Raw genomic sequence first — 26996 nt, forward strand, 5'->3', positions numbered from 1 at the left:
CCCTCCGCGGAACGAGCCTGCCACGAGGCGCCCCGATTCCGCTATCGCCCCCGGGGCGCGGCCAGCGGAACCTTGCCGCCTAGATCCCGGTCAGGACCGCGAGGAGGGCCAGGAGCGCCGGCACGGCCTGGACGAAGAGGATGCGCCGCGAGGCGGTGGCCGCACCGTAAAGCCCCGCGACGATGACGCAGGCGAGGATGAAATTCGCCAGCTCGGCCCCCGGTCCCGGCAGGCCGCGCCAGAGCGCCAGCAGCAGACCGGCGGCGAGAAAGCCGTTGTAGAGCCCCTGGTTCGCCGCCATCGCCCGGGTGTTGGCGGCAAAATCGGGCGAGATGCCGAACAGGGCGCGGACCGGCCTCGTCTCCCACAGGACCATCTCCATCGCCATGATGGCGAGATGGATCACGGCCACCAGGGCGACGAGGGCGGTTGCGATCATGCGGCGGGCATCCGGGTCTCGGCCATCTCGGCATACCAGGAGGAGCCGAAGGGGATGGCGGCATCGTCGAAGTTGTAGGCCGGATGGTGGACCATCGCGGTATCGCCATTGCCGAGGAAGATGTAGGCGCCGGGGCGTTCGTTCAGCATGAAGCTGAAATCCTCGGCCCCCATCAGCGGCGCGGTGTCGGTATCGACATGGCCCGAGACCTTCCGCGCCACCTCGGCGGCGAAGGCGGTGTTCTCGGGCGTGTTGATCGTGACCGGATAGCCGCGCTGGTAATGGACCTCGGCCCGGGCGCCGAGCGCGAGAGCGGTGCCCTCGACGATCTGGGCGATGCGCGCTTCGACCTGGTCCTGCACCTTGGGGTCCATGGTGCGGACCGTGCCCTTCATCTTCACGACCTGGGGAATGACGTTGTGCGCGGTGGAGTCGGTTTCCACCGTGCAGACGGAGACGACGACCTGTTTCAGCGGGTCCACGTTGCGGCTGGCGATGGTCTGGAGCGCCACGATGATATGCGCGCTGACCACGGTCGTGTCGACGCAGTCGTGCGGCTTGGCGGCATGGCCGCCCTTGCCCGTGACCACGATCTCGAACTGGTCGGCCGCGGCCATCATCGCGCCGGGTCGGATGGCGAAATGGCCGACGGGGATGCCGGGCATGTTGTGCATCCCGTAAACCTCCTGCACCTTCCAGCGGTCGAGCATCCCGTCCTTGACCATCTCGCGCCCGCCGCCGCCGCCCTCTTCGGCGGGCTGGAAGATGCAGACCACGGTGCCATCGAAATTCCGCGTCTCGGCGAGATATTTCGTCGCGCCCAGCAGCATCGCGGTATGCCCGTCATGGCCGCAGGCATGCATCTTGCCGGGCACGGTCGAGGCATAGGGCACCCCGGTCTGTTCGGTGATCGGCAGCGCGTCCATGTCGGCGCGCAGGCCCACGACGCGGCCCTTCGTGTCGGTGCGCCCACGGATCACGGCGACGACGCCGGTGCGGCCGATGCCTTCCACCACCTCGTCGCAGCCGAAGGACCGGCAGAGCTCGGCCACCTTGGCGGCGGTGCGGTGGACGTCGAACAGAAGCTCGGGATGAGCGTGGAAGTCACGGCGCCAGGCGGTGATTTCGGGCAGAAGTTCGGCGAAACGGTTCTTGACGGGCATGTATGGTCTCCTTCTCGGGCAGGGTGAACCCGTTGCCCGGAAACGGCAAGCCCCGCCGGATAGGTGGGGAAAACCGGAATGTGATCGAAGACCTGTTGCGAATGCCGCACATTTCCGACAAAGCGTCGCAAAAACGTCATGAACCCGGCTTGTTGCGGCCCGAGACCCGCGCAATATGGGAGAAAGAGCCTGAGAACGGAGCAGTCAGATGGCCAAGACCCCGACCCAGCCGCAGCAAGGCTGCGCCGCGAGCCCCAGCCCGCAGCAGCAGGGCCAGCAGGCTGGCGGATCCACCCAGCAGGCCGGGCAGCCGATCTTCCGCGACTGGGCGTCGATCTGAGCCTGCCCCGGATCGCGGCTTGACAAACCCCGGGCCAGCCGCGACGTTGTGCGTGGTTTGTTCTCGTCCTGCGTCCCGCGATGTCCGCCCCCGTCTCTTCCATCCCGAACCTCGGCCCCGCCTCGGAGGCGGCCTTTGCCCGTGCCGGCATCACCACGGCCGAGCAGCTGCGCGAACTGGGCGCCGACGCGGCCTATCGCCGGCTGCTGGACAGCGGCACGCGGCCGCATTTCATCGGCTACTATGTGCTGGTTATGGGGTTGCAGGGCCGGCCCTGGAACGACTGCAAGGGCAATGAGAAAAAGGCCCTGCGCAAACGCTTTGATGCGCTCTGCGCAGGGTTCAATCGGTCGGACGCCAAGCTGCGCGCGGATGTCGAGCAGATGCTCAGTTTCCTGGGCGTAGTCGAGCGCGGCTGACCGACCGCCTCAATGCGCGAGGAGCACCGGCAGGCGCAGGTCGGACATGACCCCCTTCGTCGCCCCGCCAAGCACGAACTCGCGCAGACGGGAATGGCCGAAACCGCCCATCGCCAGCATCTGCGCGCCCGCGGCCAGTGCCGCATCCTGCAGCGCCGCGGCGATCCCCCTGCCCTCCAGCGCCAGACTTGCCGCGCCCGCCTGGTAGCCGCGCTCGGTCAGCGAGGCGGCGAGACGGTCGGCGATGCCGGTCCCGCTGAGCGCCTTCTCGTCCTGCACCGTCAGCACCGTCACCCGCCCGCCCTCTGGCAGCAGCCGCAGCGCATCGCCAAGCGCGCGGGCAGCCACCCGGCTTTCGTCCCAGGCGATGGCGATGTGATCGACGCGATCCCCCCGGGCGGAGGGCGGCACGAGGATGACCGGGACACCCGAGCCGAAGACCAACGCCTCGGCCATGTCCTGCGCGGCCTGCGTGTCGGGCGACCACGGCACCAGCGCCAGATCGAAATAGCGCGCCGCCGCAGTGGCCATGCCAAGTGCACCGCCGAGGAGCGGCCGGTGCTGGACGAACCGGATCCTGTCGGCTCCACCCGGGCGCGCCGAGATCAGGGCGCGCAGCCGGTCGCATTCCGCCCGGCTGCGGTCCTCGGCGGCACGCGCCATGCCATCGACGTTGACAAGAAAGCCCCCGATGGGCGAGGCGACGGGCGGGATGTCCACCGCGAAGGTCGCGACCTGCATGCCGTGGCAGAGGCTGGCCGCCAGATCGACGGCGGCAAGGATCGCGGCATCCGAGGCCGGCTCGGGGTAGGTATTCAGGGGAATGTAGGCGGTACGGTCCGGCATGGCGGCGTCTCCTTTTGCGGCGTCGGGCAGGCACTCCGGGTTCCCCGGGTCATGAGGCAACAGGATCATGTCCTGACGGGAGATCGTTTGATTGAGGTCAAACGAACATGACCATTCTTCGCTATTCTTCACCAAACCATCAACACCGGCGCTGCACGATGCCCAAGGATCAGTATCAGACCGTGAAGGACATCGCCGACCGCCTCAAGGTCGCCGAGGCGACGGTCCGGCACTGGATCCGGAACGGCCACCTGCGCGCGATCGACGTCGGCAAGGGCTGGCGGATTGCGGATGCCGACCTGGAGGATTTCCTGCGGGCCCATGAGACCGCGCCGCGACGGCACGGGAGCGGCACGGGCGCGGCGTCCGGTCCCGGGGCGACGGGATGCCGCTGACGACTCCCTTTGCCGAGGTTGCGCTGCTGCTGGTGATGGCGGCCGGTGTCGGGCTGATCGGCACGCTGGCACGGCAGCCGCTGATCGTCAGCTTCATCGCGGTGGGACTGATCGCCGGACCGTCTGCGCTGGATCTGGTGCGGTCGGATGCGCAGATCGCCCTCTTGTCCGAGCTTGGGATCGCGGTGCTGCTGTTCCTGGTCGGCATCAAGCTGGATGTGAAGCTGATCCGGTCGCTGGGCGTGGTCTCGGTGCTGACCGGGCTGGGTCAGGTCGGTTTTACCGCGGTCTTCGGCTATATCATCGGGCTCGCGCTGGGGCTCGACCCTGTCACCAGCCTGTATGTCGCGGTGGCGCTGACGTTCTCCTCGACCATCATCATCGTCAAGCTGTTGTCCGACAAGCGCGAGATCGACGCCCTGCACGGCCAGATCGCGCTGGGCTTCCTGATCGTGCAGGACCTGGTGGTGGTGCTGGCGATGATCGTCCTGTCGGCCATCGGCATCGGCGCCCCGGGCCATGGCGGGCAGGCGGGCGGGTCAGTGCTGACGGTGCTGGCTTCGGGCCTCGCGCTGATCGCGGCGGTGGTGCTGTTCGTGCGCCATGCGGCCGATCCCCTGACCGAGCGGCTTGCCCGCGCGCCCGAGCTGCTGGTGATCTTCGCCATCGCGCTGGCGGCGATGTTCGCCGCGATCGGCGATGCTGTCGGTCTTGGCAAGGAGGTCGGCGGGCTGATGGCCGGGGTGGCGCTGGCCTCGACCCCCTACCGCGAGACGATCGCGGCGCGCCTGGCTCCGCTGCGGGATTTCCTGCTCCTGTTCTTCTTCATCGCACTGGGTGCGACGCTGGACCTGTCGCTTCTGGGGGCCCACCTCGTCGGCGCCATGGTCTTCTCGCTGTTCGTGCTGATCGGCAACCCGTTGATCGTTCTGGCAATCATGGGGGCGATGGGCTACCGCAAGCGCACCGGGTTCCTGGCAGGGCTGACGGTGGCGCAGATCAGCGAATTCTCGCTGATCTTCGTCGCCATGGGCGTGTCGCTCGGCCATGTCTCCGAGGACGCGCTGGGGCTGGTGACCATGGTCGGTCTGGTGACCATCGCCGCCTCGACCTACATGATAACCTGGTCGCACCAGCTTTATGCACTGGTCGAGCCCGTGCTGGGCGTCTTCGAGCGCAAGGGCACCCCGCGCGAGCCGTCCGAGGCCGGGGCACACGACACGGGCGGCTACGATGTGATCCTGTTCGGGCTCGGACGCTTTGGCACCGCGATCGGGCTGCGGCTGAAGAGGCGGGGCATCCGGGTTCTTGGGGTGGACTTCAACCCGCAGGCGGTGCGGCGCTGGCGTGAACTGGGGCTGGAGGCCGAATTCGGCGATGCGGGCGACCCCGAGTTCGTCGCCGGCCTGCCCTTGCGGGGGCTGGACTGGCTGGTATCCACCGTGCCCATCCACCCGACCGGGCTCAGCCACGAGGACATGCGCCGCACCCTGATCCAGCTGGCGGGCGCCGCAGGTTTCACCGGTCGCATTGCCGCTGCGGCCCATGGGGCGGCCGATGCGGCGGTTCTGGCCAGTGCGGGCGCCGATCTGGTTCTGGAGCCGTTCCAGGACGCGGCAGACCGTGCGGTGGCGCTGCTGTGCGGCGCGGCCGAGGAAGAACGGACCGAGTTTCCCGAGATCGCTTCGGAAGGTCGAGAGACCGCATGACGCCACCGGTCGGCCGAGGCCCGGCGGCGCCTGCACTTGCGGGGGGAGGCTGGAGCCGCCCTGCATCGATCTAGGGCGCCGCGTCAGCTACCACCGACACGCCGTCGGCAATCGTGTCTCCGGGGTGCAGGATCACCCGGTCCCCGGCCTGAAGCCCGTCCAGAACCTGTGCGAGGGCCTCGTTCCTTTCCCCCAGCGCAAGGCGCTGTATCCGGGCGCGGCCGTCGCGCACCACATAGGTCGCCCAGTCCGACCCATCCCGGAACAGCGCCCCCACCGGGATCGTCAGCACATCCTCCGCCCGCCAGAGCGCAATGCGGGCAATCACCCGGAAGCCGTGGCCCAGCCCCTGCCAGTCGGCAGGCGAGCCCGCCAGGCCGAGGATCACCTTGACCCGCTGTTCGTCGATCCCAAGCGCCGAGGTCCGGGTGACGGCCGAAGGCTCGATCCGTTCCACGCGAGCGGGGATCTCTGGCCCGCCCCAGCCGGTGACGGTCGCATCGGCGCCTTCCCGCACCCGCACCACGTCGCGGGACAGGAGGTCCACCACGATCTCCAGATTGCCGGGGTCGCCGATCTCCATCAGCGGCATGCCGGCCTGGACCACCTGCGCGCTTTCGGTCAGCACCCGCAGCACCCGGCCCGAGACCGGGGCGACGATCTCGACGCAGCAGCGGGCCTCGTCGCCGTTGCGGTCCGCCCGCAGCACCGCCAGCGCGCTTTCCAGTTCCTTTTCACGCACCGCAAGATTGGCAAGCGCGCTGGAAACCGCCGCCCTTGCCGTCTTCTGTTCGAGAAGAGCCGTGTCATGCGCCCGCTGCGACACCGCCCCGCGCTGAAGCAGCGCGATCATGCGGTTGGCCTCGGTGGTCCTGAAGTCCAGCGTTGCCTCGGCCTGTTCGAGCTGGGCGCGGGCCAGGTCCACGGCAGCCTGCGCCGCAGCGGCGGTGGCTTCGGCAACGGCGCGCGAGCGGCTGTCCAGAAGGACCGGGGCGGCCGGGCCGATGGAGGCGACGACCGTCTCGCCCTTCGTCACCTGATCGCCCGCGTGCAGGTTGATCCGTTCCAGCCTGCCGGAGGTCGTCGCCGAAATGGTGAATACCTCGCGGATCCGCGCCTCGCCCTGTTCCTCGATCGTCACCTCCAGCACGCGCGGCTCGACCGTCGCCAGTTCCACCGCAACCGGGCGCGGCAGGAAGGCCCAGATCACGAGGGCGATGCCGGCGACGGCGGCAAGGACGGGGACAAGGCGGCGCATGGGTCACTCCCGTGTCTTGAGGACTTCGATCATGTCGAGATTGTTGATCCGGCCCCGGATGGCGATGGCCGAGACCAGGGCGGCGAGGCAGACGATCAGGCTGGCGGTCGCGAAAACCTCGCGCCCCACCACAAGCGGCACGCGGTAGAGGTCGGAGGAAAAGGCCGCGACCATGGCCACCGCGATGCCGTAGCCGATGATCCAGCCCAGGGGCTGCGCCAGCAGGACGACGATGCCGAGCTCGCCGAAGAGGACGCCCGAGACCTCGCGGTTGGTGAATCCAAGGACGCGCAGGCTAGCGAGTTCGCGCCCCTGTTCCGACAGGGCGATGCGAGAGAAATTGTAGACGACGCCGACCGCGATGATGCCCGCAAGGACGACATAGACCGTGACCATGACGGTGATGTTCTCGGCCAGCGTGTCGCGGAACCGCGCCAGCATCAGGGTCGTCACGCTGACCAGGTCGGTCTTGGGCGCCGCCTTGGCGGCGCCGTAGAATTCCGTGTCCAGCGACCGGTCGAGTTGCAGGCTGACACCCGACACCATCGCGCCTTCACCCATCAACCGGTTCAGGGCCCCGATCTCCATCGCGGCGCCAAGGCCGACATAGCCCAGCGAGATCCCGCTGACCGGCAGCGTGACCGTCGGACGCGCGCCTTCCAGGACCTCGACGGTCACGCGGTCTCCGGTCCTGACCTGAAGGGCCGAGGCGAGCGCCTCGGACAACAGGATGCCCGCCTCGGGCATCGCCATGGGACGCAGGTCGGGGGCGAGCACGCGGGAAAGCTGCGGTTCGGCAGGGCGGCCGATAATCCCCAGCTTCTTCGACATGTTGCGGTGGCTGATCCGGGCGCTGACCGACCGGAACGGCTCGGCCACCATGACGCCGGGCAGCGCGCGCGCGGCATGGACGGCGCCGATCGGCTCGGGGGACCCGAACACGATCTGCGCGTCGTGGCGTTCGGAGCGGAAGAAGGTGATGTCGATCATGTGGTTGATCGAGCCGAACGACCAGAGCGACGCCACGAGGATCGCCACGGCCATCGCGACGCCCAGCATCGACGACAGGGTGCGGAAGGGCCAGCGCAACAGGTGACGGGCCACCATCACCCCGGTCTGGCGCAGGGCAAGGACCCCACGCAGCCACCCCATGCGCTGCCGGTAGGCGACAGGGGCCGGGGGCGCCATGGCGACGGCGGGTGGCAGGGTCACGACCGATCGCACCGCATACAGCGCGCCCCCAAGGGCCGCCGTCAGTGTGATGACGGCGGCAAGACCGTAAAGTTGCGGATCCCGGGCGAAGACAAGGTAGGGAAACGAGAAGAACCGCGCATACATCTGCGCTAGCCCAGCCCCAAGCCATGCCCCTGCGGCAAAGCCGATCAGGATGCCGACCCCGGCGATCATCAGCACGAACTCGACATAATGCTGCGCCACCGCGCGCGACGGATAGCCGATGGCCTTGAGCAGCCCGATCTGTTCGCGTTCCAGCACGATCAGCCGCGACAGCGTCATGTTCACCAGCATCGCCGCGACCAGAAGGAAGATTGGCGGCAGCACCTTGACCATGGCGGAGAGCTGCTTCAGCTCGGCATCCAGAAACGCGTGCGAGACCTGATCCGCCCGTGCCGTCGCGCCGATGCCGCCGTAGCGCGCGGTCAGCCGGTCCAGCGCCTCGATCACCCGGTCCGCATCGGTTCCGGGCGCAAGCTTCAGCACCACGTTGGAAAACGCACCCGCCAGGTCGAAGGCGGCCTCGAGGCTGGCGCGCGGGGCCCAGACGATGCCGAAGCGGCGCGGGTCCGGCATCATCTGGCCGGGGGCGAGCGCGTAGATGAACTCGGGCGAGAGCGCCACGCCGGTGATCAGCAGCTCGCGCCGCTTGCCGTTCATCAGGACCGGAAGCCGACTTCCAGGGCCCAGCCGGTGCGCCGCAGCAAACCCTTCCGAGACCACGATTTCCTGCGCGGATTGCGGATCGGGCAACCGGCCCTGCCGCAGGTAGAGCCGGTTCAACCCGGCCCCGTTGCCGCCCGGAAGCGAGACGAAGAGCACCGAGCCCGGCTCGGTCATCGTGTCCAGGTCCAGAAGCCCCAGCTTGACGATCCGCGCCTCGGCGGCAAGCACCCCTTCGATCGCCTCGATCTCGCCCATCAGGGCGAGGGGCGCGCGCACGAGGTCGGCAAAGACATCGGCGAAACGGTTCTCCTCGTAATACCGCGCCCGCGTCTCGTGCAGCGAGGCATAGGCACCGTTGCCGAGGATCAGCGTCGCGACGCCCGCGGCCAGCACCAGAGCGATGGCAAGAACCTGGGCCCAGAGCCGGCGCAGATCGCGCAGGACCTTGCGGCGCAGCGGCGAGATCACCATGCGACCTCCGAGGGTGCCTTCTTCACCGCGTTGACGGTTTCTTCCACGATCCGCCCGTCGGCAAAACGGATCACGCGGTCGGCAATGTCGCGGATCGCGGCGTTGTGGGTGATGACAAGGGTGGTCGCCCCCACGGTCCGGTTCACCCGGGTCAGGGCCTCCAGCACCCTGATGCCGGTCGCACTGTCCAGCGCGCCGGTCGGCTCGTCGCAGAGCAGCAGCTCGGGGGTCTTGGCGATGGCACGCGCGATGGCGACCCGCTGCTGCTCGCCGCCGGACAGTTGTGCCGGGAAATGGTCGGCCCGGTCAGCCAGGCCCACGAGGTCCAGCGCCTCGTCCACGGGCATCGGCCGGCGGGCGATCTCGGTGACAAGTTGCACGTTCTCGCGTGCGGTCAGGCTGGGCACCAGGTTGTAGAACTGGAACACGAAGCCCACATGGTCGCGGCGATACCGGGTGAGCGCGCGTTCGCTTAGGGCGGTCAGCTGGTGGTCTTCGAACCAGACCTCGCCCGCCGTTGCGGTGTCGAGTCCGCCGATGATGTTGAGGAAGGTCGATTTCCCGGACCCGGATGGCCCGAGGATCACGACGAACTCGCCGCGCCGCGCCCGGAAGTCGATGCCACGCAGCGCGTTCACCGTCTGCTCGCCGGAACGGTAGACCTTGGTCAGGCCCCGGGTAAGCAGGACGGCATCGGGGAAACGGTCCATGGTGCCCCTTCCGGCATTGACCGGAACAGAGTAACGCCAGCGCGGAACAGGACAATGACCAAGATCAACCGGGCCGGAACCGGACCGTCGTGCCCTGTCCTTCGCATCGCGCGGCATAGGCCGCCGCCAAGGCAGATCGCAGGCGGGTCGGCTCGACCACCCGTCGAGCCAGTCCTTTCGGAGCCTGACCACGACCGGGCCCCTGCGCCAGCGATTCAGGTTGCGCGCAGAACCCCGGCTGTCGACAGTTCAGACTTTGTCAGAACTTGCCGATGAGATTGACGAACACGCCTTCGCGATCCTTTTCCAGACTGCGCAGGTCGTCTGAGACGCCCCCCCAGGCATAACCCGCACCAAGCCTGAGGCTGTCACCGAAATCGCGATAAACGCCCAGAAGCGCGCCGAAATCGGTCGTGTCGGCCTTGGGGTAAAGGATGGCGCGGCCTTCGGCCATGATGTCCCAGTTGTGCACGATGTGATAGTCCAGCCGCAGGATGCCGAGATGTGCGGTCGAACTGACGAAAGTATCCGAGCCGCGCGGCGCTTCCTCGCGGAACCGGAAGCCGTATTTGGCGCCCAGGGTGAACTGCTGGTTCAGATCGTAGCTCAGCGCCATGTTCAGGATATGGCTGCGCTGCTTCGGCCCGTTTGCATCGCCGTCCACATTCACCTGATCCGCGCCCGGCAGGTCGTAGAGGTAGGTATAGCTGAACAGCGCATTCAGCCGGTCATTCCGGACCGGACGATAGGCATATCCAAGCTTGAGCTCGACATAGCGACCGTCACGGATGTTGTCGGTGTCGGCATCGGAAAGGACCGCGTCAAGGTTGCCGATCAGGCGCCAGTCATCGCTGGTCTTGCGCTCGAAATACCCTGACAGGAGCAGAGTGTCGCGATCCTGGACCCTGGCGGGATTGTCGCTGTCCTCGACCCGGAACTCGCCACGGAGCCCGGCCGAGTAACCTTCGCCGCCAGAGTAGCGGGCACCGAGCGAGAGGCCGCGGCGGGTGATCGTCGTGCCGTCGGCTTCGGTGTTTTCGCCAGATAGAAGGCCAAGGTCATAGCGCCAGGTTTCCGATGGCGTATAGGCCACGCCATAGGTCGTCGTCAGCGCCGGTTCCGACCCGAAGGCGCTATAGCTGTGTTCGGCCGTGTGGAACCAGGTGTCATTGATCCGGGACTGTGCGCCGAAGACCAGCGTCCCCTTGTCGGTGCCGGTCACCGTGCTGCTTTCCCGGATGCGGAGAGGATCAAGCCGGTAGCCGAGCGTGTATGTCGAATCTGCATTCGGAGCCCAGGCAAGTTCGGCCCGTCCACCGGCCCCAAGTGTGCCATCCGATGCCTCGGCCGCGAATGTCAGCGCGTCGGAAAGGCGGGTTTCGACGCCGACGCCCAACCTGTCATTGTTGCCAAGACCGCCACCGCTGCGCAGGGTGCCTTGCCCGAATACCCAGAGCGACAGGTCGTCATCCCGCTTCCAGGTCAGCTTCGCGCCAAGGACCGTGCGACTGCCGTTGTCTTCGGCCAGCGTGCTGCCCGGGCTGGTGCGGTCGGTTTCCTCGCCTTCCACTTCCAGGGTCAGACGCTCGTTCATGTCGTAGACGACGCCCAGCCGGAAGTCTGTCCGTTCCTTCGCCGCAGCGTTCTCGAAGCGGTCACCGCCGAAGGTCAGCGCCAACCGCTCACCCACACCGACCTCGCCGTCAAAGCCCCAGGTGGTCTGTGCCGTGGCGATATCGAGGTCGGGAGAGGAGAACCCCGCCTCGCGGTCGTCGAAATAGGCCGAGACGAAGCCCCTGCCGCCGAAATCGGCAAGATCGGCTCGCGCCTCGAAACGGTATCCCATGGCGGGGGCACCAACGACGCCAGCGCTTGGCGTGGTCGGGTCGATCTCGAGCCCGCCATTGAGCGACAGGGTCGTCCCGAAGCCGGGGCCCTCGCTCCGGGCCACTTCGAAGCCGAGATGCGTGCCTTCACTGTAGCGGAACAGGACATCCGCTCCGATCAGCGTGGTATCGGCGATGCCGGTCGTTTCGCGCACAGCAGAGAGGCCGACGCGCAGTTGGTCCGTCACCCAGCCCTCGGCCCGGCCACCGGCCGAAAGACCGTCGACGTCTCCGGTGGTCGGGACGTATTCATACTGGACCACCAGGTTGACGTCATAGTCGCCCAGCGGACGGTCGGTGATCAGCCCGCTGCCACCGGACGAGGGCATCAGGGGCGCGGTCAGGATCACCACGCCCTGGACGTGATCGATGCGGTAATCCCGCCCCTCGACAAGGCGCCGCGCGCTGATGACCCGGCTGCTGACCGGGTCGCGCAGCTCGACGATCAGCGTCTCGCTGCCGACCTGGATGTCGCGGCGCGACAGGAAGTATGCGCTGCCGCCGGTGCCCCGGAAGACGTCGCGCTGGACGAGACTGTCAGGCTGGGCAGCATAGCCGGTGAAGCGCAGCCGCTGTTCGCCGTTCGGCATGGTTTCGCCGGATTGCCATTCGCCAATCAGGCCATAGAGCGTCCGGTCCGACCTGACGATCCGGTCAAGATCCCCGACCGGCTTGAAATCGCCCCACTGCAGATAGCTGCCGTCCCGTTCGATCCGGGCGAAGAACTTGCCCGAGGTCGGAGCCAGATCCTCGACCACGGAATCGTCGCCGGTGGTGACCCAGACCTCGTCGGCTTCGATGCCCCGCAGCATCTGGTCGGGATGCTTGCGGCCGAAGTCGCGGAAGAGATCCTTCAGTTCGTCCTCGCGGGTATCGACAGAGGCGGTGAACCGGGTCCTGTTCCCGGTGACTCCGTCCACGAAGCCCGAGATGCGCCCGCGGTTCCACGTCTCGTCACTGACGAGGTCGCGGCCGATCGTGACGTCGATGATCCCGGTGGCGAAGACCTCGCGCTCCGGTATGGTGACGTCGCGCGTCTCGCTGCGGGCACCGGCGCCGATCTGGACCCCATGCGTGCCCGGCGGCAGGATGCGCTGGATGACGAACCCGCGCCGGACGTCGAGAATGACCGGCTCACCCATCACGTTGATCTCGGTGCCGGCCGGGACGTCGAGACCCGAGATGGTGACGGCCCCGCCCCGCACCGGAATCCGGCGCCGGGCGGTCCGATCCTCGCCTTCGCCCGCGGCCACGATCGGGCCGTCAAGGTCGGGGTCGTCCATCCGGGTTTCCGTCCGTCTCAGGGGCAGTGCAGCCGTCTCGTCATAGCGGCCCTGTGCGTCATAGACCCGCAGGACATAGTCGAGATCCGCATCGCCCTCAGCGGGCATGACCCACTCTGCCGTCCCGTTCGGCTGGATCGGCACGGTCGTCACCTTGCCCTGACGGTCGCGGATCCGGACCTCGGCCCGTGCAATCCAGGCCGGATAGTTGGAAGAGGCGCGGAAGGTGACGGTATCGCCGGCGACATAGCTGCGACGCATGTCCTCGGTCGAGATGTTCAGTCTGGGCCTGGCCCCCAGTCCATCGTAGGTCAGCTGTATGCCCAGATCGTCGAGCGTGCGGTCGACCTCGCGGGTATCGCCCACGGCCACGGGATCCCCGGCAATGTTCTGCCGCGGCCCGCCGGGGCTGACCGGATCGATGGAGATCGAAAAGCCCAGATCGCCGACGGGCGAGCTTCCATCCGCCTCGGTATTGGCGCCGGTTTCCCGCACAACCAACTGGCCTTCATTTGCCTGATAGCAGCCCGCAGGGATCCGACCGTCCACCAGCACGCAGCCCTGAACCCGGTCTTCCGCCATGGCCGCGCCCGCCAGAACAATCGCCAGTGCGGTGCTGCCTGCAAGATGCGCGATACCGAAGCCCTTGAACCTGTTCCTGAGTTCCATCACCGCGCCCTCACTCGTTCACTGACCTGGTGGCACGGCGTTGGATCACCGTCTCCACGTTCAACTGATACCGACCGTTCGCTGGCCACAACTTCCGCAGCAAACGCTCCACTTCGCGCATACGCTGCCTGGCAAGCCGCTCGCTTTCGCCCTCGGCCAGCTGATAGCTGATCCGCAGCATCGCCGGCGTGCTGGCAATCTCGGCCACCATGGCCTTGAGCCCGTCGACAAGCTCGGCACGCGGCGCCCTGCCCTGGTCACCCGAGCCGAAGGCACGATCCGACAAGTCGATCCGCACCACGCGGCTGATCGTGGCCCCGAAGTTCATCTTCGTCATCATGCCGGGCGTGACACGCACCACACGCGGGTTTTCGGTCGTCAGCCGGTAGCCTGAGGGCAGCGTCCGCGTGTCCAGCTTCAACATGAAGTTCGACCCGATATCGGCAGCGGGCAGCGCCGCGCAGGGCAGGCTGTAGCGGCCGAATGCGTCGGTTGTCACCGAAAGTCCGTTCGGAGCCACCAGACGGACGCCGGGAATGCCGCGTTCCGGGCCAGGACCATCTTCTGCAGCATCCGGGCCGCCCTGGTCCTCCGCCGGCGTCTCGTACTTGTCGGCGTAGTAGGTCTGATCGGTGATCGCAGCGCCTTCCTCGACCGGGGCGGGGTTGTAGTTGTAGTAGCCGTCCTGATTGAGGTCGTCGAAGACCCGCCCGATGACGGTCGAGCAACCGAAGACCGGGTCGGCAATGACGCGCACCGTCGCACGGGCATCCGCTGTCACGGCAATCCCCGTGGTGGGGCTGATCGCGCGCGCGATGTTGTCGTGATCACCCGATCCGGCGCTCGCACTGACCAGGACCTGAAGCGTGACCACCGCACTGCCGCCCGGCGGCAGGCTGACCCCGGACCAAGTCAAAGTACGGCCCGACACTGCCGGTTCGACGGCTGCCCCGTCCAGAGCACCTGTTCCGGCCTGGTAGATGAAACCGGACGGGAGGACATCGACGATGTTCGTGACGGTCGTCAAGGTATCCGAGGTGTTGCTGACCGTGATCGTGTAGGTCACGAGTTCGCCCGGATTGACCCGGCTGCGATCGACGGTCTTGGTGATCGCCAGTCCGCCAAGGCCCAAGACGGGCGAAACCACACTGTCATCATCCGAGACCACGACACCGGACGGCGAGTCCCCGGTTGCGGTCCCACTGAGCGTAACGGTTCCCGCCGCCTGATCCGCGTCAGTGATCACATAGGTGTTGCCCGTGCAGACAAGGGTCTGGGTCTCGCCCACCGCCAGGGAGATCGGCGTGCAGACAAGGTCGAGCGGCAGGCTCAGCGATGCCGGGTCCATGTTGACATCGGTCAGCGGCACTGTGCCGGTGTTCGTCACCGTGAAGGTGTAGACGATCGTGTCGCCCGCATCGATGATGCCATTGCCGTTGGTGTCAAGGATATCGGCAATCTCGATATCGAGTTCGATCTCGGGAATGCCGACGCGGATCACCGTGGGGTCATTGGTCGGATCGCCATCCGTGCCGCCAAGCGCATCCGGTGTCTCCGTCGTGCCGGGATCGGTCACGGTGCTGCCGTCCGGGGCGGTGCCGGTGTCCGAGATGTCGGTAGCCGTCAGCGGGCTACCTCCCGGCCCGAGGATCGGATCGCCGACGAGTGTCACGGCATTGCCGGTTACCGTCGCCGTGTTCTGGACATAGGTCCGGGTGATGTCGTCCGCGACAATCGTGTAGCTTGCCGCGAAGGTGGTGCCATCAGATGCGCCGGGTGCAAGCGTGATCGGCCCGCCCGTCACAGTCACGATAGGGTCGGTCACGGTGATCCCGGCCAGAGTGACGTTGCCGGTGTTAGTCACCTCGAAGACGTAGTTCACGATATCGCCCAGATCGACGATGCCGTTGCCATTGACATCGGTCGTGCCGGTAATCCGCTTGACCAGCTGGATACGCGCCTGCGGCGACAGCGGGAACGAGGTCGGATCGTTCGTCGGATCGCCATCGGTCACACCGCCGGCCGAAGGCGTCTCGGTCGTCGCCGGGTCGGTCACTGCGCTGCCGTCCGGCGCGGTACCCGTGTCGGACACATCGCTCACGGTGATCGGCGTGCCGCCGGGTCCCAGGATCGGATCGCCCGCGCTGGTCGCGGCAGTCCCGGTTACCGTGGCCGAATTGTCGACAAAGCCACGGTCCACATCGGCCTGCGTGATCACATAGGTCGCGGTGAAGCTGGTGCTGTCGCTGGCCCCGACGGCCAGGCTGATCGGGCCGCCGGACATCGTCACCAGCGGGTCCGTCACGGTAACGTCGATCAGGCGCACGAGACCGGTGTTGGTCACCGTGAAGGCATAGGCGGCGGTATCCCCTGCCCCGATCAGGCCGTCGCCCGTCGTGTCGGTCAGCGAAACGAGCCGCTTTTCCAGCACGATGCCCGGCGTCTGCGACAGGACGATCACGGTCGGGTCGTTCGTCGGATCTCCGTCCGTGCCGCCGGTTCCATCCGGGGTTTCCGTGGTTTCCGGGCTGACCACAGGCCCGCCCGTGGCATCGGTGCCGCTGTCCGAGACATCGCTGACCGTCACCGGGTTGCCGAGATCGTCAAGGATCGGGCTGCCGTCGGCGGCCACCGCGTCGCCCGTCGCAAGGGCCGTATTCTCGACATAGCCCCGGTCGATGTCAGCCTGGGTCAGCACATAGCTTGCGGTGAGGGCTGTGCTGTTCGTTTCTCCAACGGCGAGGGTGATCGGCCCGCCCGAGACGGTGACCAGCGGATCGGTCACCGTGACATTCGCCAGAAGAAGCTGCCCGGTATTCGTCACTGCGAAACTGTAGGTGGCTGTGTCACCCGGATCGACCCGACCGCTGCCGTTGGTGTCTGCCAGAGCCGACAGCGACCTCACCAGCCGGATGCCCGCGGTCAGGTCCAGCGGCACAGGCGTCGGGTCGTTCTCACCGGCCTCGTTGCCCCGTCCGTTGCCATTGGGGTCCGGGCTGGTGCCGTTGTCCGACAGATCGGTCAGTTGCGGGTTCGTGGCAGAGGTCTGGCCGGAGATCGCACCGGTGGCTTCGACCTCGGCCTGGTTCAGATAACGCGCACCACCGGTCAGCAGGGGCGGCAGCGGATTGCTGGGCATCACCCGCAGCTGCAGGTCGATGAAGCAGGTGCTGGTCGCGGCCATGCCGAAGCCGGAGGCGACAACCTGGTCCGCGGCGCCATTGTAGGCGGCGTTCAGGCCGCCGCAGCTTCCGGTCGGGGCTGCGGCCATCGTGTAGGTGCCCGGCGCGGTCGGCGTGCTGCCGACATGGGTGCCGAACAGCGGCGCAGCCCCCTGAAGCGCATCGGTCACCTCGACAGCGGTCAGCGCCTCCAGGCTGAAATTCTGCACGTTCAGCCGGAAGGTGACCGAGAAACTGCCATCGGCGTTGATGGTCGGTCCTGCCTGCACGGTCTTGGCAATGGCAACCCGGGCCTGGGGAATCTTCGGGAACAGATACCCGGTGGCGGCCGTGTTACCCGGCAGCGAGATGGCAGAAATCACCGTCGGTGCAACCGTTCCGCCCACGCTGCCCGCAGCCGTCTGTCCATCGGTGAGGTAGGCCTCGGAAATGCTGCCTTGCGTGATCGTGTAGGTGCCCGCGGGGAGCAGGCTGAAGCTGTAGGTTCCCCCCGGCCCGGTCGTGACCGTGCGCGTGATCGGAGTGCCATCGAAGGCGGTTCCGGTCAGCGTCATCGTGACGCCGGAAATGCCGGTGTCGCCAGCGGTCAGAGCCCCGTCATCAGCGAAATCGCGGAAAACCGTGCCCGCAATCGAGGAGGAGTTGACCGTCACCGGTCCCGAGTTCGAGTTGTTGGCCGGAACCTCGTCGAAGGAACTGGTCGAGACGCTCGCGGTGTTGGTGAAGACCTGTCCCGCAGCGGTGACCGACACGACGCGAACGGGGACCGTGATCTCGACCACGCCGCCGAGGCTGAATGTCCCGAGGCTGCAGGTGAACGAGGTCGCGCCCGCGGCTCCGGTGCAGCTCGACGCCGTCGTCGTGCCCGAAGTCACCGCGACCGTGGGCGTCCCGGTCAGTTCCATACCAGCCGGCAGGCTGTCGGAAACGACGGTGTCATCCGCCTCCGCCCGTCCCGGTCCGGTGTTGTTGCGCACGGTGACAAGGAAGGTGAAGGGCTCGCGCAGGTTGACGGTGGCCGGCGTCGCAACCTTGCTGGCGACTTCCAGATCGACCCGGGTGCGGACCGAAGTCGTCTCGGTCGCCAGGTTGTTCCCGGTGTTCGTCTCGAAGCCCAGGGCGGTTTCATCCGAAGCCACGCGTGCGCTGTTGAGCGCGCTGCCCTTGGCGACGCCGCGACCGGTGATCAGGATCACCCGGCTATCGCCCGCCGGGATGACGGGGAAGCTGCAGATCAGCTGCTGCCCGAGCGAATCCACCGCCGGCACGGTGCCACAGGAGCCGTCCGCAGGCACGACATGCGACCGGTAGGTGATCCGGCTCGGCGGCATGTCGTCCGTGACAACAACGTTTTCCGCCGCCGAAGGGCCGAGGTTCGTCACCGTGACCGAATAGACCGTGTCGTCTCCGACCGTCAGAGGATCGACCGAGTCGTCCTTGTTGATCAGAAGATCGATGGCCGGGTTGCCGACAGCCGTGGTCTGGGTTGCGCTGTTGTTGGTCGTGTCGGTCTCGGTGGTCGTGGTCGAGACGGTGACGCTGTTCGTCAAGGTCGTGCCGCGGGTGGCGAGATTTGGCCGGACGACGACGGTCACGGTCTGCTGCGCGCCGTTCGCGATGGTGCCGAGGTTGCAGACGAGGCTGTTGTTGCCCGGACCGGTCGTGCTTCCCGCCGTAGGTGCCGTCGTGCAGCTACCCGAAGATGGACTGGCCGAAAGGAAGGTGACATCAGACGGCAACGTATCGCTGATCGTCACACCCGCCGCCGAGGACAGGCCATTGGCCGGGTTCCGGGCAGTGATGACATAGGTCAGGTTCTGACCCGCCGCGACCGGATCGGCGCTGTCGGCCTTGGTGACCGTGACATCCGCCCGCGCCTCGACGCCGTAGGTAATGGTGCCGGAGTTGTTGGTCAGGTTCGGATCGGCGGTCGATCCAGAGATGGCCGAAGCCGTATTGCTCCGCGTTCCTGCCTCGCCACCCGGGCGGACCTGGACCGTGATCACCGGGCAAGTGCTGCCCGGCGTGCAGACCGGAAGGCTGTCGATCGTGCAGGTCAGGAGCCGGCTGGTCCCGCTCGACGGTGCCGAGGAACAGCTGAGCCCGGTCGCGGAGTTCGGAGTGGCAACCACGCTGACCAGACCCGATCCGGTCGGCCCGACACCGCTGTTGATGAGGCTCAGAAGGTTGTCGGTCAGGGTCACATTGGTTGATGTCGTCGGTCCGGCATTCCTGACCTCGAGGGTAAACGTCTGCACCTCGCCCGCAGGGACCGTCGCGAGGCTGGCCGATTTCGACACCGAGATATCGGCCGAGTCGGTCGGGTCGCTGCCCGTGACACCATAGGTGATCACGTTGTTCGGCAGGTTCAGGTCCGGCAGGTTCGGGTTCGGCGAACCGACTTCCAGTCCGTTCACGATCGACCCGGCCGCAGTCACCCGCGTCGTCAGGACGACCGCTGGCGTCGTCGCCCCGGCAGCCAATGGAGCCGCTGCCGTGTAGTCGCGCGTACAGGTGATGGATGCCGGCCCGACGACAGGCGCTGCGGGAGAACAGCTCCATCCGTTCAGGCCGTAGGATGTGACCTCCAGGCCGGCGGGCAGGGTGTCGGTCATCACGACCGTGCCGAAGAAGGCGGCATTGCCGATGTTCGAGGTGCTGATCGAGAAGCTGTAGGTATTTCCAACCACGGCCAGCGGCGGAACCGGCCCGCTCTTGTTCGCCCGCAGGTCGATGGTCGGGTCGAGAATGGTCGCGCCGCCGTCGGTCGCGATATTGTTGCCGGGATTCGGATCCACCGGACCGGCAGCCGAAATTTCGGCGGTGTTCGTCGGGCTGCCCGACGAGGCGACGGTCGTGGCGATGGTGATCGGTCCGAGCGGCACGTTCGCACCCGATCCGCTGCCGCTCGGCCGGGTGCATTCGAGTACCTGGCCCGTGACCGTGCAGGTCCAGCCCGGTGCCGTGACATTGGCAAGCGTGAAGGAATAATTCGCCGGGATCGTATCGCGCACGACGATGCCGCTGGGCGAGTCCCCGGTGTAGGTCGGGGTCAGCGTGAAGGTCACGGAATTTCCGACCAGAAGGGAACCCGACGGGCTGCGTGCCTTCGTGATCCTCAGATCGCTGCCCGCAGTCACGGCCGTGCTGAGTGTTGCACTGTTATTGGTCGAAATCGGATCGACAGGCGTTCCGCCGCCAACCGACCCGACAGCCGATATGGTCGACCCTGACCCAGCCGAGATCTGCCCCTCGAAGATCAGGGGGACGCTCGCTCCGACGGCGACGGGACCAGCTACGGTGCAGTTGTAGACGCTGCCGCTCAGAACGCATCCGGCGGGCGGCACGACATTGATGATCCCGGTCGGCACAGGGAACTGCACCACCACATTCGACACCGGATCAGGGCCGTTGTTGGTGGCCGCGAAAGTGTAGGAGATCACAGACCCCGCTGCAGCTGTCATCGGCCCGCTGAGGCTCAACGACATGTCCGCTCCGGCCGTGACCGTGGTTGACTCTGTCAAGCTGTTGTTTGCCGGGTCGGTATCTCCAGGAAGCACCGGCACGGAAGCGCCGAAGTCGTAGAGGCCCGAAGCCATTGTCCGTACCAGCGCCACCAGCGATGCCGACGCGCCTGCCGCCAGGGGAGGCACGGCACAGGTCACCGTCGCAGGGCCGGCAGCCGGAACCGGCGTTCAGCCCGTGATCGTTCCGGTCGCACTCGTCAGCGTCGTTCCGGCATTGACCGTCAGCGTCAGAGTCGTTGCGGGCGAAGACGTGACGAAATCGTTGTTCGACACCGCCACCGTGTAGCTGATGGTGCCACCTGCCGGCGTCGGATCGGACCCTGCGTCCGTGATGTTAACCAGCAGATCCTGTGCAGTTGCCTGGCTTGCGCCCAGACTCGCCACAAGCAGCATGGCCAGAAAGGCGACCACTGCTCCGAGACGCCGCTGCGGCTTGCAGGACCTGAGAGATGCATCCGTCCGATTGAAGCGCTCGCCTACTGCACCGTCACTCGAAATCATAACACGCTCCACACTCGCGGCTACGGCGCTTCTCAGCGCGCCTCGGCTCGTCCTTGTTGTGATGGGTTCCCGACCGCTTGCCGCCCCCAGTGCATCAGGACACACGTTGCCCTCGCAGGGAAAGGACACATGGACTGCGGCTGAGGGGCAGTATGTCCGAAGCCCCATTTTTTCCCGCATTTGGATTACAGGTCACGCGCCGATCAAGATTATTTCATCTGGACAACTCGGATCGCTTCGGATTTCCGCACGAAATCTGCCGAATGTGCCCGGCAAGCCACACAACTGGTAGGGGTGGTAATGAACCGCTCCGGGTTTGCCGGAGGCTCCGGCTCTTGAGCAGGATGGAGCATCATGAGCAATACCACGAACGAGTTTTACCCCTGAAGTGCGTGAACGTGCAGTGCGGCTGGTGTTCGATAGCGTGGGTCAGCATGGGTCGCGCTGGCAGGCAATCGTGTCGATTTCCGCGAAGATCGGCTGTTCTGCCCAGACGCTGAACGAGTGGGTGAAGAAGGCGGAGGTGGATAGTGGCAAGCGAGCGGGCATTCCGACCGAGATGGCCGAGAGGATGAAGGCGCTCGAGCGGGAGAACCACGAGTTGCGCCAGGCCAACGAGATCCTTCGCAAGGCTTCAGCGTATTTTTTTGCGATGGCGGAGCTCGACCGCCGGTCGAAGTGATGGTGGGTTTCATCGACGCGCATCGCGATGCGCACGGGTCTGACCCATCGCGGCGCCACCGGTTCGAGCCCGATGGCGAAGGCCGATCTGCGGCGTGCTGCCGATCGCCCCGTCCACCTATCATGAACATCTGGCCAAGAGGGCCGATCCGGCGCGGCTGTCGGATCATGCGCGCCGGGACGAGGCCCTGCGCCCCGAGATCCTTCGGGTCTTCGAAGAGAACTGGCGGGTCTATGGCGTCCGGAAGATCTGGCGGCAGCTTTGCCGCGAGGGCTTCGATGTCGCGCGATGCAGGGTGGCGCGGCTGATGAAGAGCATGGGGATTCAGGGTGTTATCCGGGGAAAGCCGCACCGGAGGACGATCCCGGACAACAAGGCACCGTACCCGCTGGACAAGGTGAACCGCCAGTTCCGGGTGCCTGCGCCGAACAGGCTGTGGGTCAGCGACTTCACCTATGTCGCCACCTGGAGAGGCTTCGTCATCGACGCCTATGCCCGACACATCGTGGGCTGGCGGGTCAGCACTTCGGCCCATGCGGGTTTCGTCCTCGATGCCTTGGAACAGGCGGTGCATGATCGCCGCCCTGGAAAGGGCATGGGACTGGTTCACCATAGCGACAGGGGCAGCCAGTATCTGTCCATCCGTTACACGGAACGCCTCGCAGACGCAGGTATCGAACCCTCGGTCGGCAGCGTCGGCGACAGTTATGACAATGCCTTGGCCGAGACGATCAATGGACTGTTCAAGGCAGAGGTCATCCACCGCCATGGCCCATGACGCAGCCTCGAGGTTGTCGATTATGCAACGCTGGAATGGGTCGACTGGTTCAGCAACCGACGGCTCCTCGAGCCCATCGGGAACATCCCGCCGGCAGAGGTCGAGGCCAGCGTCGGCGTCACTCTGGAAACTGAACCCATGGCCGCGCGACTTAAAGAGTTAAGTCTCCGGCAAACCCGGGTCGGTTCAAGGTGGTGCCGCAGGTCATTCGGGACGCGCCTGCAGAAGTAGTAGATGCCGTCCTTCACAAATAAGTGCGGTGCAGCCTTTTTCTCCGCCATGTTCTGCGCCAGCTCCATCCTTCGATAAGGCTGAGGCTATTCAATGGCTTGACTGACGGCGTGGTGCCCCCAGAGGGACTCGAACCCCCGACCCTCTGATTACAAATCAGATGCTCTACCAGCTGAGCTATAGGGGCCACGCCCTTCAGATACAGGCGACGACGGGGCGGTGCAAGGGTTCAGTCCCGCTGGTCCCGGGCCAGGATCGCGACGGCGACAAGCCCCACCGCCATCACCAACAGCGCGGCCGGGGCTGCCTCGGACAGGCGTTCCAGGCTGGCAAGCTCGAAGACGCGGGTCGAAAGCGTGTTGTAGTTGAACGGCCGCAAGAGGAGTGTCGCAGGCAGTTCCTTCACGCAATCGACGAAGACGACCAGGAGCGCCGTCAGGACCGACCCCCGGATCAGCGGCAGATAGACCGCACCCAGCGTCCCGGCAGCCGAGCGGCCCAGCGAACGGGCGGCCATGGCCAGGCTTGGCGAGACGCGCCCGAAGGCCGCATCGACCGCACCCTGCGCGATGCCGAAGAAACGCACCATGTAGGCCAGGCCAAGGGCAAAGGCGGTACCGGTGATCATCAGCCCCGGGTCCCAGCCGGTCAGTGCCAGGATCCCGTCGGCCAGCCGGTGGTCCAGTGCCGCCAGCGGCAGAAGCAGTCCCAGCGCCAGCACCGCCCCCGGCGCGGCATAGCCGATCAAGGTCAGGGGCAAGAGCCATTGCGCCCCGCGCGAGCCCTTCATGCGCAGCGCATAGACGAGGAACACCGCCGCCGACACCGTGGCCAGCGCCGCGAGGCCGGCAACGACCAGCGTGTTCCGCAGCGCCTCGAACAGGCCCGGCGCCAGCCAGCCCGCGGGCGCGGCTGCGGCATGGACCAGCATAACCGTGACGGGCAGCACGAAGCCTCCGGCGAACGGGATCAGGCACAGGATCGTCGCGTACCAGCGCTTGCGACCGGCGATCGGATGGGGTTCGACGCTCTGGGCTGCCCGGCCAAGCCGGTGGAACCGGGCGCCACCGCGCCCTGCCCGCTCGAGTCCGACCAGAAGCAGGATCAAGGCCAGAATCACCAGAGCGATCTGCGCTGCCCCCCCGGCATTGCCGCCGTTGAGCCAGGTCGAGAACACCCCCGTGGTCAGGGTCTGCACGCCGAAATGCAGGACAGTGCCGTAGTCGGCCACCGTCTCCATCAGCGCCAGCGCCACCCCGGCCGCGATCGCCGGGCGGGCCAGCGGCCAGCCGAGCCGCAGGAACAGCCCCCAGGGCCCGCAGCCCAGCGAGCGCGCAACCTCGTAGGCGCGGCCCGACTGTTCGCGGTAGGCCGCGCGGGCGAGAAGGTAGACATAGGGATACAACGCAAAGGACAGGACCAGGATCGCGCCGGGCAGCGAGCGCATCTGCGGAAACCAGTAGTCGCGTGCCGAGGTCCAGCCGAAGGTCGCGCGCAGGGCCGACTGGACCGGGCCGGCATAGTCCGTCAGGTCCACCAGCGCATAGGCCGCCACGAAGGCCGGGATGGCCAGGGGAAACAGCAGCGCATGCGCAAGCCAGTCGCGGCCCGGAAAGCGGTACTGGCTGACCAGCCAGGCCGCGCCGGTCCCCATCGCAGCGGTCAGGACGGCGACGCCGGCCATCAGCACCAGCGTCGTGCCCAGATAGCGCGGGAGCACCGTCGCCATCAGATGCGGCCAGATGTTGCCGGTGGCCGTCAGCGCCAGCCACAGGATCGAGAGGATCGGCGCCAGCACGATCGCCGCAATGGCAAGCGCGCCCAGCGTCCAGCGGTCCGGGACCAGCCGGAAGCGGCGAAAGTCAAGTTGAGCGAAACGGTCGGACATCCTGATGTGGCGGTTACAGGAAAGCGGTTTAACTGTCCAGAAAAGCCCGTATAGTCGCGCCGTCGGGCGAGGGTTGCCCGCGCCGCAAAGTCAGGACCGATGCGCATTGTCTACCACCTTGGTGCCCATTGCACCGATGACGACCGGCTGGTCCGCTGCCTTCTGAAGAACCGGGCCAGGTTGGCCGAACAGGGAATCGTGGTGCCCGCCCCCACCCGGTATCGCAAGCTTTTGCGGGACACGGCGACACAGCTTCGGGGTGCGGCCGCCTCGGAGGAGACCGAGGCGATGATCCTCGACCAGATCATGGACGAGCCCGCCGCCGACCGGCTGATCCTGTCCTGGAGCAGCTTCCTCAGCTTTCCTGCCTATGCCTTGTCGGGCGGCCTGTACGCCCAGGGCGGCGAGAGGCTGCGCGCCTTCACCCGGATCTTCCCGGACATCGAGGCAGAGTTCTGCCTGGCGATCCGCAACCCCGCGACCTTCCTGCCCGACCTGCGCGCGCGCGCCCGGCAGAAGGGGCACGAGGACATTCTGGATGGCGTCGATCCGCTGACCCTGCGCTGGTCACGGGCGGTGCGCGGGATCCTGGATCACAACCCCGGCGTGCCGCTGACGGTCTGGTGCGACGAGGACACGCCGCTGATCTGGCCCGAGGTGCTGGCGGTGGTCTCGGGGCACGCGACCGGCACGGTGCTGGAGGATGCCGACGAGCTTCTGGGCCTCTTGCTGACCGACATCGGTCTGGCGCGCTTTCACGCCTACTGCCGCGAGCATCCGCCGCAGTCCGTTTCGCAGCGCCGCCGGATCGTCACGGCCTTCCTCGAAAAGTTCGGCCGGCCCGAGCAGATCGAAATGCCGATCGAGATCCCGGGCTGGACCGGAGAACTGGTCGAAGAGCTGACCCAGGCCTATCTGGCCGATGTCGAACGCATCGCCCAGATGCCGGGGGTGCGGCTTCTGGAGGCCTGATCACGCCATGCCAAGGGCGGACTTGTAGACCTCCAGCACGGCTTCTTCCTCGGCCAGTTCGTCAGGCTTGCGCTTGCGCAGCGCGATCAGCTTGCGCATTACCTTGGTGTCGTAGCCACGCCCCTTGGCCTCGGCCATCAGCTCCTTCTGCTGCTCGGTCACGTCCTTCTTTTCGGCTTCCAGCTGCTCGTAGCGTTCGATGAACTGGCGCAGCTCGTCGGCGGTGACGGCATAGGGATCGGTCGCGTCGGCCATGGGTCTCTCCGGGTCGGGATGGGTCGGGCGTTCCTACCCTGCCCCGGCCCCGGGGTTCAAGGCGCGATCGGCGCCGGCGCGCGCCTTGCTTGCGCGACCGGCGGGATGCGGCTAGCTAGCGCGGATACAAGGAAGGGGACAGGCATGCAGGGTCTGATCTGGGCAGGGGCGGCGCTGACACTTCTGGGGGTCGCGGGGCTGGGCTATTGTATCCTGGCCGCGACCAGGGCGCGCCGGGCGGGGCTGGACGACGCGGCGATGCGCGCTGCCTTGCAGCGGGTGGTCACGCTGAACCTGGCGGCGGTCGGCGTGTCGGCGCTGGGGCTTGCGGCGGTGATCGCCGGGATCCTGCTGGGCTGAGGCGCACCCCCGGAGCCGCGGTCGCCGGGGTGACCGGACCCGGCCTCAGACCGGCATGTTGTCGAAGCCGGCCTCGATCTCGGCGTCGGTGGGCAGGCGCGAATCTTCGCCCGGCATCAGGGCGGCCAGGGCACGCATTTCGGCCAGGAGAAGTTCGAGCCCCTGCTGCTGGACAGCGATCCCAGCGGCCACGAGCTCGGCTTCTTCGCGGATCAGGTCGGCGGGTTTGCGGGCGGTCATTGGGCACAACTCCTGCAAAGGGGGGTCCACGGAAGGGCGTCGAGCCGCGCCTCGGCGATGGGTTCGCCACAGCGGACGCAGAACCCGTAGCTCCCGTCCTCGATCCGGCGAAGCGCGGCACGGATCTGCGAGATTTCGGCAAGTCCTGCCTGGCCGGTGGCTTCCAGCACCTCGTCGCCCTCGCGTTCGGTGGCCAGATCCTCCCAGTCGGGGTTGTGATGCGAATCGAGCTCTTCCTCGATCGCCTCGAGCCGGGCGCCAAGTTCGACCAGCCGTTGCCTGAGCGCGGCCTTGCGGACGGAAATCGGTTTCGGGGCCTGAGCCTGCATCGCATCCTCCTTCTTGCAGGATGAAGGATAGGCGGTCCCGGCCCGGATGTCCTTGACCCAGGTCAACGGCGCTTTCGCTTTGCGCCGGGGCTGGCTATGGTCGGGGCGCCTGCCAGCCCCAGGAGTGGAGAGAGCCATGGACATCCGCGCGATCACCCCCGACTATGCCGTCTCGCCCCAGATCGAGCCTGCGGACCTGCCGGCGATCAAGGCGGCGGGCTATGTCACGGTCATCGACAACCGCCCGGACGGCGAGATCCCGCCGCACCTCCATACCGCCGAGATGCGCCGCGCCGCCGAGGCGCTGGGGCTGGTCTTCGTGGCCAACCCGGTGATCGGCGGGGCGCTGACGATGGACAACGTCAAGGCCCAGGCTGCGGCGATCGCCGCCTCGCCGGGGCCGGTCTTTGCCTATTGCGCCAGCGGAAACCGGTCCTCGATCGTCTGGGCGCTGGCCAATGCCGGCAAGCGCCCGGTGGACGAACTGGTGGGCCTGCCTGCGCGCTTTGGCTATCAGCTGGATCACCTGCGGCCGCAGATCGAGGCGCTTTCCAGGGGGTGATC

At 66.9% G+C, this 26996-nt stretch carries 20 protein-coding genes, 1 tRNA gene, 2 pseudogenes and 1 other annotated feature; of the genes and pseudogenes, 8 read left to right on the top strand and 15 right to left on the bottom strand.

Going from position 1 to position 26996, the window contains the following annotated elements:
• Positions 1-79 precede the first annotated feature (79 nt).
• On the bottom strand, positions 80-439 hold the full coding sequence (locus FL625_RS02060) for a DUF1304 domain-containing protein (protein ID WP_149586962.1): 360 nt from the start codon (positions 437-439) through the stop codon (positions 80-82).
• A complete protein-coding gene (locus tag FL625_RS02065; protein ID WP_149586963.1) occupies positions 436-1602 on the bottom strand; it encodes a M20 aminoacylase family protein in 1167 nt (388 codons plus the stop codon). Before FL625_RS02065 ends, FL625_RS02060 begins: the two co-directional genes overlap by 4 nt.
• A 208-nt stretch (positions 1603-1810) precedes the next feature.
• Between FL625_RS02065 and FL625_RS18465 the strand changes: the two genes are divergently transcribed.
• Both FL625_RS18465 and FL625_RS02070 read left to right on the top strand, forming a co-directional pair.
• Positions 1811-1942, top strand: coding sequence for a hypothetical protein (locus FL625_RS18465; protein ID WP_268815753.1), 132 nt, complete (start codon positions 1811-1813; stop codon positions 1940-1942).
• Between the two features lie 80 nt (positions 1943-2022).
• A complete protein-coding gene (locus tag FL625_RS02070) occupies positions 2023-2361 on the top strand; it encodes a TfoX/Sxy family protein (protein WP_149586964.1) in 339 nt (112 codons plus the stop codon).
• Positions 2362-2370: 9 nt separating this feature from the next.
• On the opposite strand, the gene FL625_RS02075 is transcribed toward FL625_RS02070, so the two are convergent.
• Positions 2371-3207, bottom strand: a complete 837-nt coding sequence (locus FL625_RS02075) for a universal stress protein (protein ID WP_149586965.1) — start codon at positions 3205-3207, stop codon at positions 2371-2373.
• A gap of 107 nt (positions 3208-3314) precedes the next feature.
• Between FL625_RS02075 and FL625_RS02080 the strand changes: the two genes are divergently transcribed.
• Both FL625_RS02080 and FL625_RS02085 read left to right on the top strand, forming a co-directional pair.
• Positions 3315-3602: a helix-turn-helix domain-containing protein gene (locus FL625_RS02080; protein ID WP_235019279.1), complete on the top strand. Its 288-nt coding sequence runs from the start codon at positions 3315-3317 to the stop codon at positions 3600-3602.
• Complete coding sequence (locus FL625_RS02085; protein WP_200833852.1) at positions 3593-5311, top strand: cation:proton antiporter; 1719 nt, start codon at positions 3593-3595, stop codon at positions 5309-5311. Before FL625_RS02080 ends, FL625_RS02085 begins: the two co-directional genes overlap by 10 nt.
• 70 nt (positions 5312-5381) lie before the next feature.
• Here the strand turns inward: FL625_RS02085 and FL625_RS02090 are convergent, their stop codons facing one another.
• From FL625_RS02090 to FL625_RS02115, 6 genes are all read right to left on the bottom strand, one after another.
• On the bottom strand, positions 5382-6569 hold the full coding sequence (locus FL625_RS02090) for an efflux RND transporter periplasmic adaptor subunit (RefSeq protein ID WP_149586966.1): 1188 nt from the start codon (positions 6567-6569) through the stop codon (positions 5382-5384).
• 3 nt (positions 6570-6572) lie between these two features.
• Positions 6573-8939 carry an ABC transporter permease gene (locus FL625_RS02095; protein WP_200833853.1) on the bottom strand — a complete coding sequence of 789 codons (2367 nt, stop codon included), beginning with the start codon at positions 8937-8939 and terminating at the stop codon, positions 6573-6575.
• Positions 8933-9649, bottom strand: coding sequence for an ABC transporter ATP-binding protein (locus FL625_RS02100; RefSeq protein WP_149586967.1), 717 nt, complete (start codon positions 9647-9649; stop codon positions 8933-8935). Before FL625_RS02100 ends, FL625_RS02095 begins: the two co-directional genes overlap by 7 nt.
• 259 nt (positions 9650-9908) lie before the next feature.
• Entirely contained in the window at positions 9909-13487 is a 3579-nt protein-coding gene (locus FL625_RS02105; protein ID WP_149586968.1) for a transporter, read from the bottom strand.
• A gap of 10 nt (positions 13488-13497) precedes the next feature.
• Positions 13498-20268 (bottom strand): DUF7507 domain-containing protein, encoded by a 6771-nt coding sequence (locus tag FL625_RS02110; protein ID WP_354001244.1) that lies wholly within the window; start codon positions 20266-20268, stop codon positions 13498-13500.
• Positions 20269-20364: 96 nt separating this feature from the next.
• On the bottom strand, positions 20365-20607 hold the full coding sequence (locus FL625_RS02115) for a hypothetical protein (RefSeq protein ID WP_149586970.1): 243 nt from the start codon (positions 20605-20607) through the stop codon (positions 20365-20367).
• Between the two features lie 444 nt (positions 20608-21051).
• On the opposite strand from FL625_RS02115, the pseudogene FL625_RS02120 reads away from it, so the two are divergent.
• Positions 21052-22388: pseudogene (locus tag FL625_RS02120) on the top strand (IS3 family transposase).
• Positions 21334-21491 (top strand) — a sequence feature (AL1L pseudoknot). It overlaps the preceding pseudogene by 158 nt.
• Here FL625_RS02120 and FL625_RS18635 read toward each other — a convergent pair.
• The 3 genes and pseudogenes from FL625_RS18635 to FL625_RS02130 form a co-directional block, all read right to left on the bottom strand.
• Positions 22346-22456, bottom strand: a pseudogene (locus tag FL625_RS18635) (DUF6538 domain-containing protein); the annotation flags it as partial. The pseudogenes FL625_RS02120 and FL625_RS18635 overlap by 43 nt on opposite strands.
• A 43-nt stretch (positions 22457-22499) precedes the next feature.
• Positions 22500-22575 (bottom strand) — tRNA-Thr (locus tag FL625_RS02125).
• A gap of 42 nt (positions 22576-22617) precedes the next feature.
• Positions 22618-24276 (bottom strand): ABC transporter permease, encoded by a 1659-nt coding sequence (locus tag FL625_RS02130; RefSeq protein ID WP_149586971.1) that lies wholly within the window; start codon positions 24274-24276, stop codon positions 22618-22620.
• Positions 24277-24375: 99 nt separating this feature from the next.
• Between FL625_RS02130 and FL625_RS02135 the strand changes: the two genes are divergently transcribed.
• Positions 24376-25248, top strand: coding sequence for a hypothetical protein (locus FL625_RS02135; RefSeq protein WP_149586972.1), 873 nt, complete (start codon positions 24376-24378; stop codon positions 25246-25248).
• On the opposite strand, the gene FL625_RS02140 is transcribed toward FL625_RS02135, so the two are convergent.
• Positions 25249-25503, bottom strand: a complete 255-nt coding sequence (locus tag FL625_RS02140) for a DUF2312 domain-containing protein (protein ID WP_149586973.1) — start codon at positions 25501-25503, stop codon at positions 25249-25251.
• Positions 25504-25647: 144 nt separating this feature from the next.
• Here FL625_RS02140 and FL625_RS02145 point away from each other — a divergent pair, with 144 nt between their 5' ends.
• A complete protein-coding gene (locus tag FL625_RS02145) occupies positions 25648-25863 on the top strand; it encodes a hypothetical protein (protein WP_149586974.1) in 216 nt (71 codons plus the stop codon).
• 45 nt (positions 25864-25908) lie between these two features.
• Here FL625_RS02145 and FL625_RS02150 read toward each other — a convergent pair whose 3' ends face one another.
• Together FL625_RS02150 and FL625_RS02155 are read right to left on the bottom strand one after the other, a co-directional pair.
• On the bottom strand, positions 25909-26103 hold the full coding sequence (locus FL625_RS02150) for a hypothetical protein (RefSeq protein ID WP_149586975.1): 195 nt from the start codon (positions 26101-26103) through the stop codon (positions 25909-25911).
• Positions 26100-26432 (bottom strand): TraR/DksA family transcriptional regulator, encoded by a 333-nt coding sequence (locus tag FL625_RS02155; protein WP_149586976.1) that lies wholly within the window; start codon positions 26430-26432, stop codon positions 26100-26102. Before FL625_RS02155 ends, FL625_RS02150 begins: the two co-directional genes overlap by 4 nt.
• A gap of 136 nt (positions 26433-26568) precedes the next feature.
• Between FL625_RS02155 and FL625_RS02160 the strand changes: the two genes are divergently transcribed.
• Positions 26569-26994: a protein tyrosine phosphatase family protein gene (locus FL625_RS02160; RefSeq protein ID WP_149586977.1), complete on the top strand. Its 426-nt coding sequence runs from the start codon at positions 26569-26571 to the stop codon at positions 26992-26994.
• Positions 26995-26996 lie beyond the last annotated feature (2 nt).

Source organism: Tabrizicola flagellatus (assembly GCF_008271465.1).
GTDB classification, from domain to species: Bacteria; Pseudomonadota; Alphaproteobacteria; order Rhodobacterales; family Rhodobacteraceae; genus Tabrizicola; species Tabrizicola flagellata.

Bases quoted from the DNA above. Each gene is read 5' to 3' on its own strand.
- FL625_RS02060 (WP_149586962.1), bottom strand. From the start codon at position 439: ATGATCGCAACCGCCCTCGTCGCCCTGGTGGCCGTGATCCATCTCGCC.
- FL625_RS02065 (WP_149586963.1), bottom strand. From the start codon at position 1,602: ATGCCCGTCAAGAACCGTTTCGCCGAACTTCTGCCCGAAATCACCGCC.
- FL625_RS18465 (WP_268815753.1), top strand. From the start codon at position 1,811: ATGGCCAAGACCCCGACCCAGCCGCAGCAAGGCTGCGCCGCGAGCCCC.
- FL625_RS02070 (WP_149586964.1), top strand. From the start codon at position 2,023: ATGTCCGCCCCCGTCTCTTCCATCCCGAACCTCGGCCCCGCCTCGGAG.
- FL625_RS02075 (WP_149586965.1), bottom strand. From the start codon at position 3,207: ATGCCGGACCGTACCGCCTACATTCCCCTGAATACCTACCCCGAGCCG.
- FL625_RS02080 (WP_235019279.1), top strand. From the start codon at position 3,315: ATGACCATTCTTCGCTATTCTTCACCAAACCATCAACACCGGCGCTGC.
- FL625_RS02085 (WP_200833852.1), top strand. From the start codon at position 3,593: ATGCCGCTGACGACTCCCTTTGCCGAGGTTGCGCTGCTGCTGGTGATG.
- FL625_RS02090 (WP_149586966.1), bottom strand. From the start codon at position 6,569: ATGCGCCGCCTTGTCCCCGTCCTTGCCGCCGTCGCCGGCATCGCCCTC.
- FL625_RS02095 (WP_200833853.1), bottom strand. From the start codon at position 8,939: ATGGTGATCTCGCCGCTGCGCCGCAAGGTCCTGCGCGATCTGCGCCGG.
- FL625_RS02100 (WP_149586967.1), bottom strand. From the start codon at position 9,649: ATGGACCGTTTCCCCGATGCCGTCCTGCTTACCCGGGGCCTGACCAAG.
- FL625_RS02105 (WP_149586968.1), bottom strand. From the start codon at position 13,487: ATGGAACTCAGGAACAGGTTCAAGGGCTTCGGTATCGCGCATCTTGCA.
- FL625_RS02110 (WP_354001244.1), bottom strand. From the start codon at position 20,268: ATGGCTTCGGGCCTCTACGACTTCGGCGCTTCCGTGCCGGTGCTTCCT.
- FL625_RS02130 (WP_149586971.1), bottom strand. From the start codon at position 24,276: ATGTCCGACCGTTTCGCTCAACTTGACTTTCGCCGCTTCCGGCTGGTC.
- FL625_RS02135 (WP_149586972.1), top strand. From the start codon at position 24,376: ATGCGCATTGTCTACCACCTTGGTGCCCATTGCACCGATGACGACCGG.
- FL625_RS02140 (WP_149586973.1), bottom strand. From the start codon at position 25,503: ATGGCCGACGCGACCGATCCCTATGCCGTCACCGCCGACGAGCTGCGC.
- FL625_RS02145 (WP_149586974.1), top strand. From the start codon at position 25,648: ATGCAGGGTCTGATCTGGGCAGGGGCGGCGCTGACACTTCTGGGGGTC.
- FL625_RS02150 (WP_149586975.1), bottom strand. From the start codon at position 26,103: ATGACCGCCCGCAAACCCGCCGACCTGATCCGCGAAGAAGCCGAGCTC.
- FL625_RS02155 (WP_149586976.1), bottom strand. From the start codon at position 26,432: ATGCAGGCTCAGGCCCCGAAACCGATTTCCGTCCGCAAGGCCGCGCTC.
- FL625_RS02160 (WP_149586977.1), top strand. From the start codon at position 26,569: ATGGACATCCGCGCGATCACCCCCGACTATGCCGTCTCGCCCCAGATC.